The organism is Pseudomonas sp. PDM14, assembly GCF_014851905.1.
Classification (GTDB): domain Bacteria; phylum Pseudomonadota; class Gammaproteobacteria; order Pseudomonadales; family Pseudomonadaceae; genus Aquipseudomonas.
Map to the genome: position 1 here is coordinate 1,370,529 of NZ_JACVAQ010000001.1, position 15,469 is coordinate 1,385,997.

The 15,469-nt window shown below is 67.1% G+C and carries 15 protein-coding genes; 12 read left to right on the forward strand and 3 right to left on the reverse strand.

The window, feature by feature from the left end; translation table 11 throughout:
• Positions 1–72: 72 nt before the first annotated feature.
• Complete coding sequence (locus tag IB229_RS06520) at positions 73–1,281, reverse strand: RNA polymerase sigma factor (RefSeq protein ID WP_412547788.1); 1,209 nt, start codon at positions 1,279–1,281, stop codon at positions 73–75.
• A gap of 230 nt (positions 1,282–1,511) precedes the next feature.
• Here IB229_RS06520 and IB229_RS06525 point away from each other — a divergent pair, with 230 nt between their 5' ends.
• From IB229_RS06525 to IB229_RS06550, 6 genes are all read left to right on the forward strand, one after another.
• Positions 1,512–2,399 (forward strand): LysR family transcriptional regulator, encoded by an 888-nt coding sequence (locus IB229_RS06525; RefSeq protein WP_192326122.1) that lies wholly within the window; start codon positions 1,512–1,514, stop codon positions 2,397–2,399.
• Positions 2,400–2,559: 160 nt separating this feature from the next.
• Positions 2,560–3,390, forward strand: a complete 831-nt coding sequence (gene fdhD, locus IB229_RS06530; RefSeq protein WP_192326124.1) for a formate dehydrogenase accessory sulfurtransferase FdhD — start codon at positions 2,560–2,562, stop codon at positions 3,388–3,390.
• A complete protein-coding gene (locus IB229_RS06535) occupies positions 3,387–5,687 on the forward strand; it encodes an FdhF/YdeP family oxidoreductase (protein ID WP_192326126.1) in 2,301 nt (766 codons plus the stop codon). Before fdhD ends, IB229_RS06535 begins: the two co-directional genes overlap by 4 nt.
• Before the next feature lie 222 nt (positions 5,688–5,909).
• Positions 5,910–6,848 carry a lysylphosphatidylglycerol synthase transmembrane domain-containing protein gene (locus IB229_RS06540; protein ID WP_192326128.1) on the forward strand — a complete coding sequence of 313 codons (939 nt, stop codon included), beginning with the start codon at positions 5,910–5,912 and terminating at the stop codon, positions 6,846–6,848.
• A gap of 143 nt (positions 6,849–6,991) precedes the next feature.
• Complete coding sequence (locus IB229_RS06545) at positions 6,992–7,768, forward strand: hypothetical protein (protein WP_192326130.1); 777 nt, start codon at positions 6,992–6,994, stop codon at positions 7,766–7,768.
• 148 nt (positions 7,769–7,916) lie between these two features.
• Positions 7,917–8,636: a class I SAM-dependent methyltransferase gene (locus IB229_RS06550; RefSeq protein WP_192326132.1), complete on the forward strand. Its 720-nt coding sequence runs from the start codon at positions 7,917–7,919 to the stop codon at positions 8,634–8,636.
• Here the strand turns inward: IB229_RS06550 and IB229_RS06555 are convergent.
• Both IB229_RS06555 and IB229_RS06560 read right to left on the reverse strand, forming a co-directional pair.
• A complete protein-coding gene (locus IB229_RS06555) occupies positions 8,614–9,711 on the reverse strand; it encodes a fatty acid desaturase family protein (protein ID WP_192326134.1) in 1,098 nt (365 codons plus the stop codon). The genes IB229_RS06550 and IB229_RS06555 overlap by 23 nt on opposite strands.
• 27 nt (positions 9,712–9,738) lie before the next feature.
• Positions 9,739–10,830 carry a ferredoxin reductase gene (locus IB229_RS06560; protein WP_192326136.1) on the reverse strand — a complete coding sequence of 364 codons (1,092 nt, stop codon included), beginning with the start codon at positions 10,828–10,830 and terminating at the stop codon, positions 9,739–9,741.
• A 150-nt stretch (positions 10,831–10,980) separates the two neighbouring features.
• Between IB229_RS06560 and IB229_RS06565 the strand changes: the two genes are divergently transcribed.
• From IB229_RS06565 to IB229_RS06590, 6 genes are all read left to right on the forward strand, one after another.
• On the forward strand, positions 10,981–11,619 hold the full coding sequence (locus IB229_RS06565) for a TetR family transcriptional regulator (RefSeq protein ID WP_192326138.1): 639 nt from the start codon (positions 10,981–10,983) through the stop codon (positions 11,617–11,619).
• Between the two features lie 164 nt (positions 11,620–11,783).
• The gene (gene ureE / locus IB229_RS06570) at positions 11,784–12,284 is read left to right on the forward strand and encodes an urease accessory protein UreE (protein ID WP_192326140.1); all 501 of its coding nucleotides are present in this window, start codon (positions 11,784–11,786) and stop codon (positions 12,282–12,284) included.
• Positions 12,285–12,288: 4 nt separating this feature from the next.
• A complete protein-coding gene (locus tag IB229_RS06575; protein WP_192326142.1) occupies positions 12,289–12,963 on the forward strand; it encodes an urease accessory protein UreF in 675 nt (224 codons plus the stop codon).
• Positions 12,964–12,976: 13 nt separating this feature from the next.
• Positions 12,977–13,591 carry an urease accessory protein UreG gene (gene ureG / locus IB229_RS06580; RefSeq protein ID WP_192326145.1) on the forward strand — a complete coding sequence of 205 codons (615 nt, stop codon included), beginning with the start codon at positions 12,977–12,979 and terminating at the stop codon, positions 13,589–13,591.
• 63 nt (positions 13,592–13,654) lie between these two features.
• Positions 13,655–14,227, forward strand: coding sequence for a HupE/UreJ family protein (locus IB229_RS06585; protein ID WP_192326147.1), 573 nt, complete (start codon positions 13,655–13,657; stop codon positions 14,225–14,227).
• A gap of 114 nt (positions 14,228–14,341) precedes the next feature.
• Positions 14,342–15,259 (forward strand): glycerophosphodiester phosphodiesterase, encoded by a 918-nt coding sequence (locus IB229_RS06590; RefSeq protein ID WP_192326149.1) that lies wholly within the window; start codon positions 14,342–14,344, stop codon positions 15,257–15,259.
• The last annotated feature ends 210 nt before the right edge of the window (positions 15,260–15,469 follow it).

Genomic DNA, 15,469 nt, shown 5'->3' on the forward strand with positions numbered 1-15,469 from the left:
CGACAACGGCTGCAAATATTTTTCGGCGGGCCTCTGCTGGGCGTTCCGGCCTGCGCCCATAGGCATAGACACTCAACCGGGCGGCAGTTCGGCCAGGCGTTTTTCCAGAAACTGACGGTCGGCGCCCTGCTGGCTCAGTTGCAGCGCGCGCTGGTAGGCCGTGCGAGCCGCCTGGTGCTGGCCGAGACGGCGGCACAGATCGGCACGCGCCGCGTGGGCCAGGTGATAGTCCGCCAGCTCGCCCGCCGCGAGCAGTTGCTCGATCAGCGCCAGACCGGCCTCGGGACCGTCACGCATGGCCACCGCCACCGCGCGGTTGAGTTCGATCACCGGCGATGGCGTGGTACGTAGCAAGGCGTCGTAGAGGCCGACGATCTGCACCCAGTCGGTGCTCTCCATGCTGTCCGCCTCGGCGTGCACGGCAGCGATGGCCGCCTGCAAGCTGTATGGGCCGAAGCGTCGCGACTGCAGCGCCTGCAGCACCAGCGCCTCGCCTTCGGCGATGAGTGCGCGATCCCATAAGCGGCGGTCCTGGGCATCCAGCAGAATCGCCTCGCCACGGGCCGACAGCCGCGCCGGGCGCCGCGATTCGTTGAGCAACATCAGCGCCAGCAGGCCCTGTGCCTCCGGCTCGGGCAGCAGCTCGACCAGCAGGCGACCCAGGCGAATGGCCTCGGCGGACAGCTGGGTGCGCATCAACGACTCGCCGGACGACGCGAAGTAGCCTTCGTTGAACACCAGGTAGATCACCCGCAGCACCGCCTCCAGCCGCTCGGGCAGCTCGCTGCGCCCCGGCACCTCATAGGGAATGCGCGCGTCGCGGATCTTGTTCTTCGCCCGCACGATGCGCTGCGCCACGGTGCTCGGCGTGCTGAGAAAGGCGCGGGCGATGTCCTCGGTGCTCAGGTCGCAGACCTCACGCAGGGTCAGGGCGACCTGTGCGTCGGCGACCAGCGCCGGGTGGCAGCAGGTGAACACCAGGCGCAGGCGGTCGTCTTCCAGCAGCTCGGTGTCGAACGGCGTCTCGTCCAGCGGCTCGGGGGCCTCATCGAGGGCTTGCAGGCGTGCATGCCGGCGCAGTTCGTCGATGGCCTTGAAACGTCCGGCCGAAACCAGCCAGGCGCGCGGATTGGCCGGCACGCCATCGCGCGGCCATTGCTCCATGGCGGCGCGAAAGGCCTCGTGCAGCGCCTCCTCGGCGCGGTCGAAATCGCCGAGCAGGCGGATCAGGGTGGCCAGCACCCGTCGTGACTCGGTGCGGTAGAGCGCGTCCAGTTGCATGGTCAGGCCATGCGCTTCATCCAGGGTCATGCTTGCCTGCTTTTATTGTTGTCGCCGGGCGCCATGCATGAGGCCACCAGGCGCTGATGAACAGGCTCTTAAGGTAGCGCATCCGGGCAGCCCCTCGATTCCACCGGCCAGCCGGTCTCGCTCGCCGCGGCTGACAGCTGCGCGCCAGCCCAGTATCGTCGCCGATGGTCGCCTTCGACCCGCCTCGCCGCCGAGCCCGCATGGACATCAAACAGCTCAAGTTCCTCGTCGCCCTCGACGAAACCCGTCACTTCGGCCAGGCCGCCGCACGCTGCCACGTGACCCAGCCGACGCTGTCCATGCGCCTGCGCAACCTGGAGGACGAGCTGGGCCTGGAGCTGGTGCAACGTGGTCAGCGTTTCGAGGGCTTCACCGAAGCCGGGCAGCGGGTGCTCAGCTGGGCGCACAACCTGCTCGCTGCCGAAGACGGCCTGTATGCCGAGGCCGCCGCCTGCCGCGGTCAGTTGGTGGGCACGTTGCGCCTGGGTCTGGTGCCGCTGGCGGGCTTCGACCCGATGCGCCTGATCGGCCGCTTCGCCGCGCTGCACCCGGAGCTGCGCTTCCAGCTGTTCGCCCTGAGCAGCGAACAGATTCTCGAACGCCTCGGGCGCAATCAGCTCGACCTCGGCCTGTCCTACGTCGAGCGCCTGGACCGCCAGCATTTCACCAGCCTGGAGTTGGCCGACACGCGCATGGGCCTGCTGCACGACCGCCGGCACTTCGCGCTCGACGCCGAGCAGCTGAGCTGGGGGGCGCTGATCGACCTGCCGCTGGGCCTGCTCTCCAGCGGCATGCATTTCCGCCAGTCGATCGACCACAGCTTCCGCAGCCGTGGCCTGGCCCCGCGCCCACGCCTGGAAACCGATGCCGTGCATCAGCTGCTGCAGGCGGTGGATGCCGGCCTGTGCTGCGCGATCATGCCGCTCGACAGCGGCCTGGAAACCCTCAGCCAGCACCTCGTGCTGACGCCGATCGCCGACGCCCACACCCTCGCCCCACTGAGCCTGATCCTGCGCCGCAGCGCGCCCCGTTCGGCAGTGGCCGAGGCCTGCTTCGCCGAGGCGCAGCGCCTGCTGGCTGCGCCGTAGGGTGCGCAGCACCTGACCTTTGAGTGCAACGCAACCAACAAGCACAGGGGCCGGTTAGCGATAGAGCACATCGATCAGTTCATCGGCAACAGCGATTAGACGCAACAGGCCCGGCGGCCTAGGCTGAAAAACACTCCATGTCGCCATAGAGGGCCGTTTCATGCCCCACCCTATCGCCCGCCAGGCACCCGTGAACGCCTCTTCCATCGAGCAGGCCTATGCCTACGTCGAACTCGACACCGCCACCCCGGCCGCCACGGTGCTGGCCGAGGAATGCGCGCTGGCCATCAGCTACAACGGCATCAGCCAGGCGGTAATGATGGTTTCGCCCGGCGACCGGGAGGACTTTGTCCGCGGCTTCAGCCTGAGTGCCGGCCTGGTCGCCACCATCGATGACATTTATGACATCCGCCTGAGCGGCACCGGCGCCGCCCTGCACGCCGACGTGCAGATCAGCAGCCGCGCCTTCTGGGCTCTCAAGCAGCAGCGCCGGCATCTGGCCGGCAGCAGCGGTTGCGGCCTGTGCGGGGTCGAGGCGCTGGAGCAGGCGCTGCCACAGCTCCCGCAGCTGCCCGCCAGCCCGTTGCCGCCGGCCAGCCACCTGCTCGACCTGCGCCAGCGCATCGCCGCCGTGCAGCACCAGGCGCGCAGCAGCGGCGCGCTGCATGCCGCGCTGTTCATCGACGCGCAGGGCGCGGTGCGCCTGTGCCGCGAAGACATCGGCCGGCACAACGCCCTGGACAAACTGATCGGCGCCCTCGCCCAGACAGGGCTGCCCGCCCGCGACGGCTTTGCCGTGGTCACCAGCCGCTGCAGCCTGGAACTGCTGCACAAGGCCGTGCGCGCCGGGATCGCCACACTGGTCAGCCTCTCCGCGCCCACCGCGTTGACGGTGGACTGGGCGCGCCGCCATCGCCTCAACCTGATCCACCTGCCCCACCACAGCGGCCCGCGCGTCTACAGCCCGGCGCCTGCCGAGGACTGCCCATGAGCGCCGCGCCGCGTTACCAACCGTACACCGGCGCAGCCGCCGGCTGGGGCGCGCTGCGCAGCGTCACGCACTTCTGGCTGGACAGCAAACAGCCGCTGAAGAACCTGCGCGCGCTGCTCAAGACCAACCAGAACGGCGGCCTCGACTGCCCCGGCTGCGCCTGGGGCGACTCGCCGGAAAGCGGCGCGGTGAAGTTCTGCGAGAACGGCGCCAAGGCGGTGAACTGGGAAGCCACCAAGCGCGGCATCGGCGCCGACTTCTTCGCCCGTTACAGCGTCAGCCAGCTGCGCGAGCAGAGCGACTACTGGCTCGAATACCAGGGCCGCCTGACCGAACCGCTGCGCTACGACGCCGACAGCGACCGCTATGTACCGATCAGCTGGGACGCCGCCTTCGCCCTGATCGGCGTCACCCTCAACGGCCTGAGCAGCCCGCACCAGGCCGAGTTCTACACCTCGGGCCGGGCCAGCAACGAGGCCGCCTTCCTTTATCAGCTGTTCGTCCGCGCCTACGGCACCAACAACTTTCCCGACTGCTCGAACATGTGCCACGAGGCCAGCGGCGTAGCCCTCGGCCAGAGCATCGGCGTGGGCAAGGGCACGGTGACCTTCGCCGACTTCGAGCATGCCGACGCGATCTTCGTCTTCGGCCAGAACCCCGGCACCAACCACCCGCGCATGCTCGAACCGCTGCGCGAGGCGGTGCAGCGCGGCGCCCGCGTGGTCTGCTTCAACCCGCTGAAGGAGCGCGGCCTGGAACGCTTCCAGCACCCGCAACAGGCGCTGGAGATGCTCAGCAACGGCGACCAGCCGACCAGCACCGCGTACTTCCGCCCGCACCTGGGCGGCGACATGGCGGCCGTGCGCGGCATGGCCAAATTCCTCCTGCAGTGGGAAGCGGAACGCCCCGGCAGCGTCTTCGACCACACCTTCATCGCCGAACACACGGAAGGCCTCGAGGCCTGGCTGGATGAAGTCGCACGTACCGAGTGGGCGCAGATCGAGCAACAGTCGGGCCTGCCGCGGGCGCAGATCGAACAGGCCGCGCACCTGTATGCCGGCGCCGAACGAGTGATCACCTGCTGGGCCATGGGCATCACCCAGCACCGCCACTCGGTGGCGACCATCCACGAAATCAGCAACCTGATGCTGCTGCGCGGCAACATCGGCAAGCCCGGCGCCGGTCTGTGCCCGGTGCGCGGCCACAGCAACGTGCAGGGCGACCGCACCATGGGCATCAACGAGCGGCCACCCGCGGCCCTGCTCGACGCCCTGGAGAAACACTTCCATTTCGCCGTGCCGCGCGCCCAGGGGCACAACACCGTGGAAGCCATCGAGGCCATGGCCAGCGGCAAAGCCAAGGTGTTCATCGGCCTCGGCGGCAACTTCGCCCAGGCCACCCCAGACAGCCCACGCACCCAAGCGGCCCTGCAGCAGTGCGAGCTGACCGTGCAGATCAGCACCAAGCTCAATCGCAGCCACCTGATGCACGGCCGCCAGGCGCTGATCCTGCCGTGCCTGGGGCGCACCGACCTGGACCTCCAGGCCGCAGGCTCGCAGGCCGTGACCGTGGAGGACTCGTTCAGCATGGTCCACGCCTCCTGGGGCCAGCTGACGCCCCTGTCGGCGCAGATGCGCTCGGAGCCGGCCATCGTCGCCGGTATCGCCCAGGCCACGCTCGGCACGCAACCGGTGAACTGGTCCTGGCTGGTTGAGGATTACGCACGCATCCGCGATCTGATCGCCGCGACCATTCCCGGCTTCGCCGGCTTCAACGAGAAACTCGCCAAGCCCGGCGGCTTCTACCTGGGCAACGCCGCCGGCGCACGCACCTGGAACACCTCCAGCGGCCGCGCCCGCTTCCTCGCCGACGAACTGCCCGCCGATCTGCTACCCGCCGAGGTACGCAGCCAGGCGCAGAAGCCGCACCTGGTCCTGCAGACCCTGCGTTCCCACGACCAGTACAACACCACCCTGTACGGCCTGGATGACCGCTACCGCGGCGTACGCGGCATGCGCGACGTGCTCTTCGTCAACCCGGACGACATCCGCACGCTGGGCTTCGAGCCGGGACAGAAGGTCGATGTACTGTCGCTGTGGGACGACGGTGTCGAGCGCCGCGTCAACGGTTTCACCCTGCTCGCCTACGACACCCCAGCCGGCCAGGCCGCCGCCTACTACCCGGAAACCAACCCGCTGGTGCCACTGGCGAGCACCGGCCTGGGCAGCCACACGCCCACCTCCAAGTTCATCGCCATCCGCCTGCAGGCCGCAGCTGGCGATCAGCGCATTTGCTGACTTGCGGCAACGCCCGCCAGCGCGGCGTCTGCTGCAATGTCGTAACAGCTGGTTACGCCCGGCGAGAGCTAATCGCTTGAGCCGCGTCGCCGGCTCCCTGATACTGCACCGCGATTTGCCCTCGGCGCCGCCTGGCGAACGGGCTGCAACACCTCGCCCGCCGCGGCGTCTCATGACTATCCACCCCCCAACCAACCCTACAGGTTCAAGGAGCCACCGCCGATGATGAAAAGGAGCGACTGGATCTGGACCCTGATTGGTTTGGTCGCAGTCGTGCTCTCGTGCTACCTGCTGTACAAGGAAATCCGCACCATCTCCCTGGATGAGCTTTCCGACAGCCTGTACGCGATTCGCCCCCACAACTGGCTGATGGCAGCCGGCGCGACCCTCGGTGCCTACGTGGCGCTGGCCTGGTACGACCGCATCGCTATCGCCCACCTGGGCAAGAAGATCTCCTGGTGGTTCATCACGGTCTGTTCCTTCACCACCTACGCCCTGGCCCACAACATCGGCGCCTCGGTGTTCTCCGGCGCGGTGGTGCGCTACCGCGCCTACAGCAGCAAGGGCCTGACACCCTCCGAGATCGGCCTGCTGATCGTCTTCTGCTCCTTCACCTTCGCCCTCGGCGCGCTATTGTCCGGCGGTGCCGTGCTGGTCTGCCAGCCGGAACTGATCAAGCGCGTGGCCGATGTCGGACCGTGGCTGTCGGTGTCGATCGGCCTGTTCATGCTCGGCCTGGTCGGCCTCTACGTGCTCGGCTCGTGGCTCAAGTTCAAGCCGCTGCAGCTGGGTAAACTGCATGTCGAATACCCGCGCCTGGGCATCGTCGGTCGCCAGCTGCTGGCCGGTCCGCTGGAGCTGGCCTGCGCCGCGGCGATCATCTATTACGCACTGCCGGCAGAGAGCAATCCGGGCTACCTGGTGGTACTCGGCGTGTTCCTCGCCTCCTTCTCCCTGGCCCTGCTGTCCCATGCACCAGGTGGCCTTGGCGTACTCGAAGTGACCTTCCTCGCCGCCATGCCGGAACTGCCCACGGCAGACGTGCTGGCCGCGCTCATCGTGTTCCGTGTCTTCTACCTGCTGCTGCCCTTCGCGCTGTCGCTGCTGGTGGTAATGGGCTTCGAATGGGGCCAGTGGCGCAAGCGCCGCAGCCCCCTCTGAACCGCTGCAGCCCTCGGTCCAGAGGGCTTCGCGCAGCTATCATTGAGCGTGATCTTTACTATGCGAAACCCTGACTTCCGCATCAGGGCGCGCGCCACGAACATAGGCCCCGTACTCACTTACCCCCTACGAGGTGCCTAAAAATGAAAACGTCTCTTCTCGCTACCCTGATCGCCGCAACCTTCTCTTCCACTGCAGTGTTTGCCCTTCCGCAGAACGAACCGCAACCGGTTCTCGGCGAAGCCAAATCGAGCATCACCCATGAAGTGAACCGTGCCCTGAACAGCACTTTCGAACAACGCTTCGACCTCAGCGACAGCGGTTACTTCAACACCAAACAAGGCAAGGATGTCGCTCGTTCGACCACCAACAAGCGCACCTTCTTCGCCGACAGTGGCTACTTCAAAACCAAGCAGGGCCAACAGAGCGATCTGGTTCCGGCAGCGCAACGCAACGACGTAGCGGACAGCGGCTACTTCAAGACCAAGCAAGGCAAGGACGTCGCTCGCTCGACCACCAACAGGCGCACCTTCTTCGCCGACAGTGGCTACTTCAAAACCAAACAGGGTCAGCAGAGCGATCTGGTTCCGGCAGCCCAGCGTAATGACGTCGCCGACAGCGGTTACTTCAAGACCAAGCAAGGTAAGGACGTAGCACGCTCGACCACCAACAAGCGCACCTTCTTCGCCGACAGTGGCTACTTCAAGACCAAACAGGGTCAACAGAGCGACCTGGTTCCGGCAGCCCAGCGCAACGACGTGGCAGACAGTGGCTACTTCAAAACCAAGCAAGGTAAAGACGTAGAACGCTCGACTACCAACAAGCGCACCTTCGTCGCCGATAGCGGTTACTTCAAGACCAAGCAAGGCCAGCAGAGTGACCTGATCCCTGCCAGCACTGCACAGGACGCTACCGCTTGAGGCCAGTCAGCGCTCCACCCAACAACCGGTGAATGCCCAGCACTCACCGGTTTTTTTATGCCTGCCGATCAGCGCACATCGTCAAGGGTGGGCGTGTACCGCACGCTGACTTATAGTTCCGCCTCCAGTCACTGACCCAGCGACCAGCATGCACACCATCGAGCGGATCTACCCGAAGGATCTCGACCCGCACAGCACGGACGACCAGAACACCCTGCGCATCCACATGGAGCGCTATGAGTTCGCCGCCCGCCAACTGCACGGCCAACGCATCCTCGACATGGCCTGCGGCTGTGGCTACGGCACGGCACTGCTGGCCGAGCGCAACCCGCAGCGCCAGGTGACCGGCGTCGACATCGACCCTGCCGCCATCGCCTACGCCCAGCAGCACTACCAGCTGCCCAATCTGCGCTATGTCTGCGCCGACGCCGAGCGCTTCGCCGAAGAACCGTTCGACAGCATCGTCAGCCTGGAAACCATTGAGCACCTGCCCAGCCCGCAACGCCTGATCGACAACTACGCCCGACTGCTGGCAGAGGGTGGCCGGGTGATCGCCTCGGTGCCGATCACCCCAACCCTGGACGGCAACCCGCACCACCTGCACGACTTCAGCCGCCGTTCGTTCTTCGCCCTGTTCCGCCAGCACGGCCTGCGCCCGCATGAGCACTTCGAGCAGATCCAGTGGTGGCAATTCAAGGGGCTGTTTTCCAAGCGCCCGGACCAGGCCAAGCAGCACCGCTCGGAGGGTGTCGGCAACGCCGTGCTGCTCTACTACAAGCGCCGGCCGCTGTACCTGTTCGCGCGTCTTGGCTCGATGCTGCGCTACGGCTTCAGCAACCGCTATCTCACCTGCTCGTTCCAGCGCTAAACGCAGGTTCCTCGTTGGGCAGGCGATAGGTCCAGATGCGCCGCAGCACCGTGGCGAACTGCGCGCCGAGCGTGCCGCAGTTGTAGACCTGGCCGTAGCGCGCGGCGATCTCGCGGACCTCCACCGCCAGCGCGGCATAGCGCCGGGCCGGCAGGTCGGGGAACAGGTGGTGCTCGATCTGGTGGCTGAGGTTGCCGCTGAGGATGTGCAGCAACTTGCCGCCACTCAGGTTGCTCGACCCACGCAACTGGCGCAGGTACCAGTGCCCACGGCTTTCACCGACCACCGACTCGGCGCTGAACACCGCCGCACGTTCGGTGAAGTGCCCGCAGAAGATGATGGCGAAGGTCCACAGGTTGCGCAGCAGGTTGGCCAGCACGTTGCCGGCCAGTACTGCCAGGGCGTTGGTGCCGAGCAGCAGGGCCAGCAGTGGAAACAACACATAGTCCTTGCCCCACTGGCGCAGCAGCTTGGCGTTGAACTCGCGCGCCAGCGGGCGTACCTCCTCCTTGCTGATGCGCCCCTTGATCAGCTTGTCCAGGCGCAGGTGCTGAATGCCCACGGCGTACTGGAACAGCAACGCCTGCACCGTCACCCACAGCGGCTGCCAACGATAGAAGGGCTTCCAGCGCTGCTCGGGGAACAGCCGCACCACGCCGTAGCCGACGTCGTCGTCCATGCCGATGACGTTGGTCCAGGTGTGGTGCACATGGTTGTGCGTATGCCGCCAGAAACTGGAGGGCCCGGCGATATCCCATTCGTAGGTGCGCCCGGTCAGTTCCGGGTCGTTCATCCAGTCGTACTGGCCGTGCATGACGTTGTGGCCGAGCTCCATGTTCTCGAGGATTTTGCCCAACCCCAGCAGCAGCGTGCCGAGCAGCCAGGTCGGTGGAAACCAGCCAGCCATCAGCAGAGCGCGCCCGCTCCAGCAGCACAGCCGCACCACGCTGCGCACGCGACGGATGTAGCGCGCATCGACCTCGCCAAGGTCGGCCAGGGTGCGGCGGCGCAAGTCATCCAGCTCAGCGCCGAAGGCGTCCAGTTCCTGCGGGGTCAGTTCTCGGTCACTGCGCATGTTCGCCTCCGGGTGGGTTGAGTGGGTTCACAGGTCGATGGCCACGTCGGCATGGGGCGCATTGATGCACAGACGGATCGGTTGTCCCGGCTCGCCGAACAGCGTGCCGTCGCGCAGGTCGCGCACGGTTCCGCTGAGCAGGGTGCAGGTGCAGCTGGTACAGATGCCCTGGCGGCAGCCGTGGGCCGGGCGCAGGCCGAGGCCTTCGGCCTGTTCAAGCAGGCTGCGCTGGCTGTCGCCCTGGCCCTGCACGCGGCTGCGGGTGAAGTCCAGCTGCACCTGGGTCGCCAGCCCGGCGACCCGCAGTGGCGCTGTGAACGCCTCGAACTGCAACGCACCAGCCCAGTTCTGCCGCACGCTGTCGACGAACTGCGCCGGGCCGCAGGCCAACACGCTGTCGGCATCGAGCACGTCGAGGTGCTCGGCACAGAAGCGCCCGCGCAGCATGCCGGCCTCGGCCGCTGTGGCCCCGGTCAGCACCCAGCGCACAGTGAAATTGGGGTAGCGCGCCACCAGTTGCTGCAGTTCTTCGGCGAACGCACGCTGGCCCTGCTCGCGCACGTAATGCAGCAGACTGACCGGCGCGACGAAGCCCTTTTCCAGCGCCTCGCGCAGTAGTCCGAGTAACGGCGTGATGCCGCTGCCGGCGGCCAGCAGGGCAATCCCGCGGGACTGCGCCGGCCAGTGCAGATCGCCCTGGGCCTGGCCCAGCTCCAGCACGCTGCCGACGGCCAGGTGATCGAGCAGGCGATTGGACAGGCGCCCGCCCGGCTGCCGGCGAATCGCCAGCTCGATGCAGCCACCCCGGCCGACGCGGGTGAGGCTGTAGCTGCGGCTGTAGCGCACACCGTCCAGCGGCAGGTACAGCTGCACGTGCTGGCCGGCCCGCCAGCCGCGGGCGTTGCCATTGCAGCGCAGACGCAGGGCGAGCATGTCATCGGCCACCCACTCGCGCCCCTCGACCTCGGCGAACACACGGTTGAGCCGCCATGCCGGATGCAGCCCGGCCAGCAGCGCATCGACCTCCGCCTCGCGCAGCCAGCGTCGGCGTACCAGTGCACGCAGTGGTTGCAGCGGGCGGGCGAGGCAGCGAACGAGAAAGAAAGGAAGCAGGCGCATGCGAGCAAATCTCAGTGAACACTTGTTCACAGGATGGCAAGTGACCAGCACTCAGTCAACACTCGTGCACTGAAAAAGCTTTTCGACGACCGCGGAGGGCATTTGCTAGAGTGCGCCGCAAGACCGCCTCCAGCCGGAACACCGAGAGCCATGTCGCCACGCGCCGAACAGAAACTACAGACCCGCCAGGCCCTGATGGATGCGGCGCGCAGCCTGATGGACAGCGGTCGTGGCTTCTGCAGCCTGAGCCTGCGCGAAGTCAGCCGCACCGCCGGGATCGTGCCGACCGGCTTCTACCGCCACTTCCAGGACATGGAAGCCCTCGGCCTGGCACTGGTCGCCGAAGTCGACGAAACCTTCCGCCGCACCCTGCGCGATGTGCGCCGCAGCGAGTTCGAGCTGGGTGGCATCATCGAGGCCAGCACGCGCATCTTCCTCGATGCGGTCAACCTCAACCGCAACCAGTTTCTCTTCCTCGCCCGCGAGCAGTACGGCGGTTCGCAACCGGTGCGCCAGGCCATCGCCAGCCTGCGCCAGCAGATCACCAACGAACTGGCCGCCGACCTCAAGCTGATGAACCGCACCCCGCACCTCGACGAAGCAGCGCTGGACGTGGTCTCCGACCTCGTGGTGAAGACCGTGTTCGCCACCCTGCCGGAACTCATCGACCCGCCGTCCGACTCGCTACCACCGCACCTGATGCCGGAATCGAAGATGGTCCAGCAGCTGCGCTTCATCTTCATCGGTGCCAAGCACTGGCACGGCCTGGGTCACGGCGACAGCCAATAAGCACCAATACAGCGCAATAAAAATCAGCACGCACCAAAACGATACACGCAAAGCCTCACAATCAGGCACGCCAACCCGGCGCAGCGCCTGAGCATGCGCCTGCGGCGCCCTTGGCAAGCCCCTTGCTCTAGACCAGCACTGATTCTTAGCGCTGGAACCCTCCCATGCTGGTGATCCACCACCGCCTCGACGCCCAACCCCACTGGGACGAAGAGCTGCACCTGACCCACGAAGCCCGCAGCAAGAGCCGCCTGCGCTGCTTCAGCGCCAACGGCGAAGATGTCGGCCTGTTCCTCGAACGCGGCCAGCCGCCCTTGCGCGACGGCGACTTCCTGCGTGCCGAAGACGGCCGCATCGTGCGCATCGTCGCCCACCCGGAAGCGTTGTTGCACGTCACCTGCGAAAGCAGCTTCGAGCTGACCCGCGCGGCCTACCACCTGGGCAACCGCCACGTCGCTCTGCAGCTCGGCGACGGCTGGCTGCGCCTGCTCGACGACTACGTGCTCAAGGGCATGCTCGACCAACTGGGCGCCATTACCTGCGTCATCGAAGCACCGTTCCAGCCGGAACATGGTGCCTACGGCGGCGGCCACCACCACTCCCACGCCGGCGAGGCCGAGTTCAGCTACGCGCCGCGCCTGCACCAGTTCGGCGTGCGGGTCTGAACCGATGAACAAGGCCTGGAACCTCCTGCGCCTGGCGAGCCCGCAGCTGCCCATCGGCGGCTACAGCTACTCGCAGGGCCTGGAAATGGCCGTCGAACAGGGCCGGGTCAAGGATGCCGACGGCGCGCGGCGCTGGATCGCCGACCAGTTACTGCACAACCTGGCCCGTTTCGAGGCACCGCTGCTGCTGGCCCATTGCAGCGCCGCGGCGCAGGACGACTGGGCCGAACTGCTGGCACTCGCCGAACGCCACCGCGCCAGCCGCGAAACCCGTGAGCTGCAGCTGGAAAGCCGGCAGATGGGCTACTCGCTGCAACAACTGCTGCAGGGCCTGCCGGAACTCGACGAAACAGCCCGCGAGCTGCTCCAGCAGGTCGACGAACCAGGCCTGGCACTGGCCTGGGCGCTAGCGGCCCGCGCCTGGCAGATCGACCCGCAGGATGCCCTTGCCGCCTGGCTCTGGGGCTGGTTGGAGAACCAGCTGGCGGTGCTGATGAAAACCCTGCCACTCGGCCAGCAGGCCGCGCAGCGCCTGACCTCCGAGCTACTGCCGCTGCTCGACCAGGCGCAGCGCCAGGCCAGTGAACTCGAACCCGCCCACTGGGGCAGCGCCGCCTTCGGCCTGGCCCTGGCGAGCATGGCGCACGAGCGCCAGTACAGCCGTCTATTCCGCTCTTGATAAGGAAGCACACATGAACAGCCAACCCCTGCGCGTCGGTATCGGCGGCCCGGTCGGATCCGGCAAGACCGCCCTGACCCTGGCCCTGTGCCTGGCCCTGCGCGAGCGCTACAACCTCGCCGTGGTGACCAACGACATCTATACCCAGGAGGACGCCCAGTTCCTCGTGCGCAACGAGGCCCTGGCGCCGGAGCGCATCATTGGCGTGGAAACCGGCGGCTGCCCGCACACGGCGATCCGCGAGGACGCCTCGATCAACCTGGAGGCGGTCGAGCAGCTCAACCGGCGCTTCCCCGGTCTCGACCTGATCATCGTCGAGTCCGGCGGCGACAACCTGTCCGCCACCTTCAGCCCGGAGCTCTCCGATCTGACCATCTACGTGATCGACGTGTCGGCCGGCGACAAGCTGCCGCGCAAGGGCGGTCCGGGCATCTGCAAATCCGACCTGCTGGTGATCAACAAGGTCGATCTGGCGCCCATGGTCGGCGCCTCGCTGGAGGTGATGGACCGCGACACGCGCAAGATGCGCGGCGACAAGCCCTTCGTTTTCAGTAACCAGAAGGTCGGCCAGGGGCTGGACCAGATCATCGCCTTCATTGAACGGCACGGCATGCTCACCGCCGCCTGAGAACCTTGTCTGCAAGCCGCTGCACCAGCCGCTCGCTAAATCGACCACTGGAAGGAAATCAACATGACCCTGCGTAAAAGCCTGTATGCCCTCGCCCTGTTCCTCACTCCGGCCCTGGCCTTCGCCCACCCTGGCCACGGCGACTCCGGCCTGATGGCCGGCCTGGCACACCCGGTATTCGGCCTCGACCATCTGCTGGCGATGCTCGCCGTCGGCCTCTGGGCAGCGCAGCAGAGCGGCGCTGCCCGCTGGGTACTGCCGCTGACCTTCGTCGGCACCATGCTGATTGGCGGCCTGCTTGGCTTCAACGGCCTGGAAATCCCGCTGATGGAAACCGGCATTGCCGCCTCGGTACTCGCCTTCGGCCTGCTGGTGGCAGTCGCCGCGCGCCTGCCGATGATCGTCTCGGTTGCCCTCACCGCCCTGTTCGCCCTGACCCACGGCGTCGCCCACGGTCTGGAACTGCCGGAGCTGGCCAGCCCGCTCGGCTACGCCGCCGGCTTCGTCGTCGCCACCGCCAGCCTGCACGCCATCGGCTACGCCCTGGTGCGCTTTCTGCCGCGTGCCGCGGCGCCGCTGGTACGTATCGCCGGCGCGGCGTCGGCCGGTGCCGGCGCCTGGCTGCTGGCAGGCTGAGCGGCCCCTCGACGTGGCGCCTGCGGCCTTGACGCAGGCGCCAGCAGAACGTCTGATGGGGGCTGCCAGGCGCCGCTAGTCGCGCGCTGGCCCTCCCTCGCAAGGACGCCGTACATGCTCCGATTCGCCCGAATGCTGCTTCTGCCCCTGCTGTTGCTCGGCCTCGCGCTGTTCGCCCTGTCGCGCTACAGCCAGCCCGCGCAGACGCCACCCGTACTCGCCGCCCTCGCCGATAACGGCCCGCTGGTGGTTGCCCATCGCGGCGGCAAGGGCCTGTGGCCGGAGAGCAGCCTGTTCGCCTTCGAGCGGGCCAGCGCCCTGGGCGTGGACATGATCGAAATGGACGTGCACCTGTCCCGTGACGGCCAACTGGTGGTAATCCATGACGCCACCGTCGACCGCACCACCGACGGCCGCGGCGCGGTCGCCGAACTCACCCTCGCCCAGCTGCAACGCCTCGACGCCGGCTACCGCTGGACTGCCGACGGCGGCCAGAGCTTTCCCTACCGCGGTGAAGGTGTGCGCATCCCGCTGCTCAGCGAGATCTTCGAGCGCCTGCCCGAACAACCCAAAGTCATCGAGATGAAGGGCGCCGAAGCCGGCATCGAGGAACAGCTGTGCAACCTGCTGCACAGCAGCAAGCAGACCGAACGGGTGATCGTCGGCAGCTTCCACGAACGCACCCTTCGGCGCTTCCGCAAGCTCTGCCCGAGCGTCGCCACGTCGGCCGACCCGCTGTCGGTGCGCATCCTCGTCGGCCTCAACTGGCTCGGCCTGGGCCAGCTGCTCTCGCCCTCCTACCAGACCCTGCAGATTCCCGAGCAGCACGGCATGCTCACCGTGGCCAACGCCAGCCTGTTGCAACGCGCCCACGAACGCGGCCTGCACGTGCAGCTGTGGACGATCAACGAACAGCCGACCATGCGTCGCCTGCTCGAGCTCGGTGCCGACGGCCTGATCACCGACTACCCGGATCGCGCCCTGCAACTGCTCGGCCGGCCGACCCGACTGGCGCACAGCCACTTCGACTGAGCCCGACTCTATCGCCTTCATCGAGACAATCAACGGGCCGCGCCCGTGGCCGCTCGCCTAGGATGGCGTCACCCCACCGAAGGAGACGCCCGATGAACCTCAGCAGCTTTCTGCGCAGCCTGCTCGCCGCCTATGCCGCCGGCGCCTGCGGCCACTGCCCGAACGACGACGCCGCGCGCTGAAGCCCTCGCGAGCCGGGGCGACACGCGC

What these genes read in the sequence shown, in the direction of transcription:
- IB229_RS06590 (WP_192326149.1), top strand. Translation starts at nt 14,342, where the DNA reads ATGCTCCGATTCGCCCGAATGCTGCTTCTGCCCCTGCTGTTGCTCGGC.
- IB229_RS06585 (WP_192326147.1), top strand. Translation starts at nt 13,655, where the DNA reads ATGACCCTGCGTAAAAGCCTGTATGCCCTCGCCCTGTTCCTCACTCCG.
- IB229_RS06565 (WP_192326138.1), top strand. Translation starts at nt 10,981, where the DNA reads ATGTCGCCACGCGCCGAACAGAAACTACAGACCCGCCAGGCCCTGATG.
- ureG (WP_192326145.1), top strand. Translation starts at nt 12,977, where the DNA reads ATGAACAGCCAACCCCTGCGCGTCGGTATCGGCGGCCCGGTCGGATCC.
- IB229_RS06525 (WP_192326122.1), top strand. Translation starts at nt 1,512, where the DNA reads ATGGACATCAAACAGCTCAAGTTCCTCGTCGCCCTCGACGAAACCCGT.
- IB229_RS06560 (WP_192326136.1), bottom strand. Translation starts at nt 10,830, where the DNA reads ATGCGCCTGCTTCCTTTCTTTCTCGTTCGCTGCCTCGCCCGCCCGCTG.
- IB229_RS06575 (WP_192326142.1), top strand. Translation starts at nt 12,289, where the DNA reads ATGAACAAGGCCTGGAACCTCCTGCGCCTGGCGAGCCCGCAGCTGCCC.
- ureE (WP_192326140.1), top strand. Translation starts at nt 11,784, where the DNA reads ATGCTGGTGATCCACCACCGCCTCGACGCCCAACCCCACTGGGACGAA.
- IB229_RS06555 (WP_192326134.1), bottom strand. Translation starts at nt 9,711, where the DNA reads ATGCGCAGTGACCGAGAACTGACCCCGCAGGAACTGGACGCCTTCGGC.
- IB229_RS06550 (WP_192326132.1), top strand. Translation starts at nt 7,917, where the DNA reads ATGCACACCATCGAGCGGATCTACCCGAAGGATCTCGACCCGCACAGC.
- IB229_RS06520 (WP_412547788.1), bottom strand. Translation starts at nt 1,281, where the DNA reads ATGCAACTGGACGCGCTCTACCGCACCGAGTCACGACGGGTGCTGGCC.
- IB229_RS06540 (WP_192326128.1), top strand. Translation starts at nt 5,910, where the DNA reads ATGATGAAAAGGAGCGACTGGATCTGGACCCTGATTGGTTTGGTCGCA.
- fdhD (WP_192326124.1), top strand. Translation starts at nt 2,560, where the DNA reads ATGCCCCACCCTATCGCCCGCCAGGCACCCGTGAACGCCTCTTCCATC.
- IB229_RS06535 (WP_192326126.1), top strand. Translation starts at nt 3,387, where the DNA reads ATGAGCGCCGCGCCGCGTTACCAACCGTACACCGGCGCAGCCGCCGGC.
- IB229_RS06545 (WP_192326130.1), top strand. Translation starts at nt 6,992, where the DNA reads ATGAAAACGTCTCTTCTCGCTACCCTGATCGCCGCAACCTTCTCTTCC.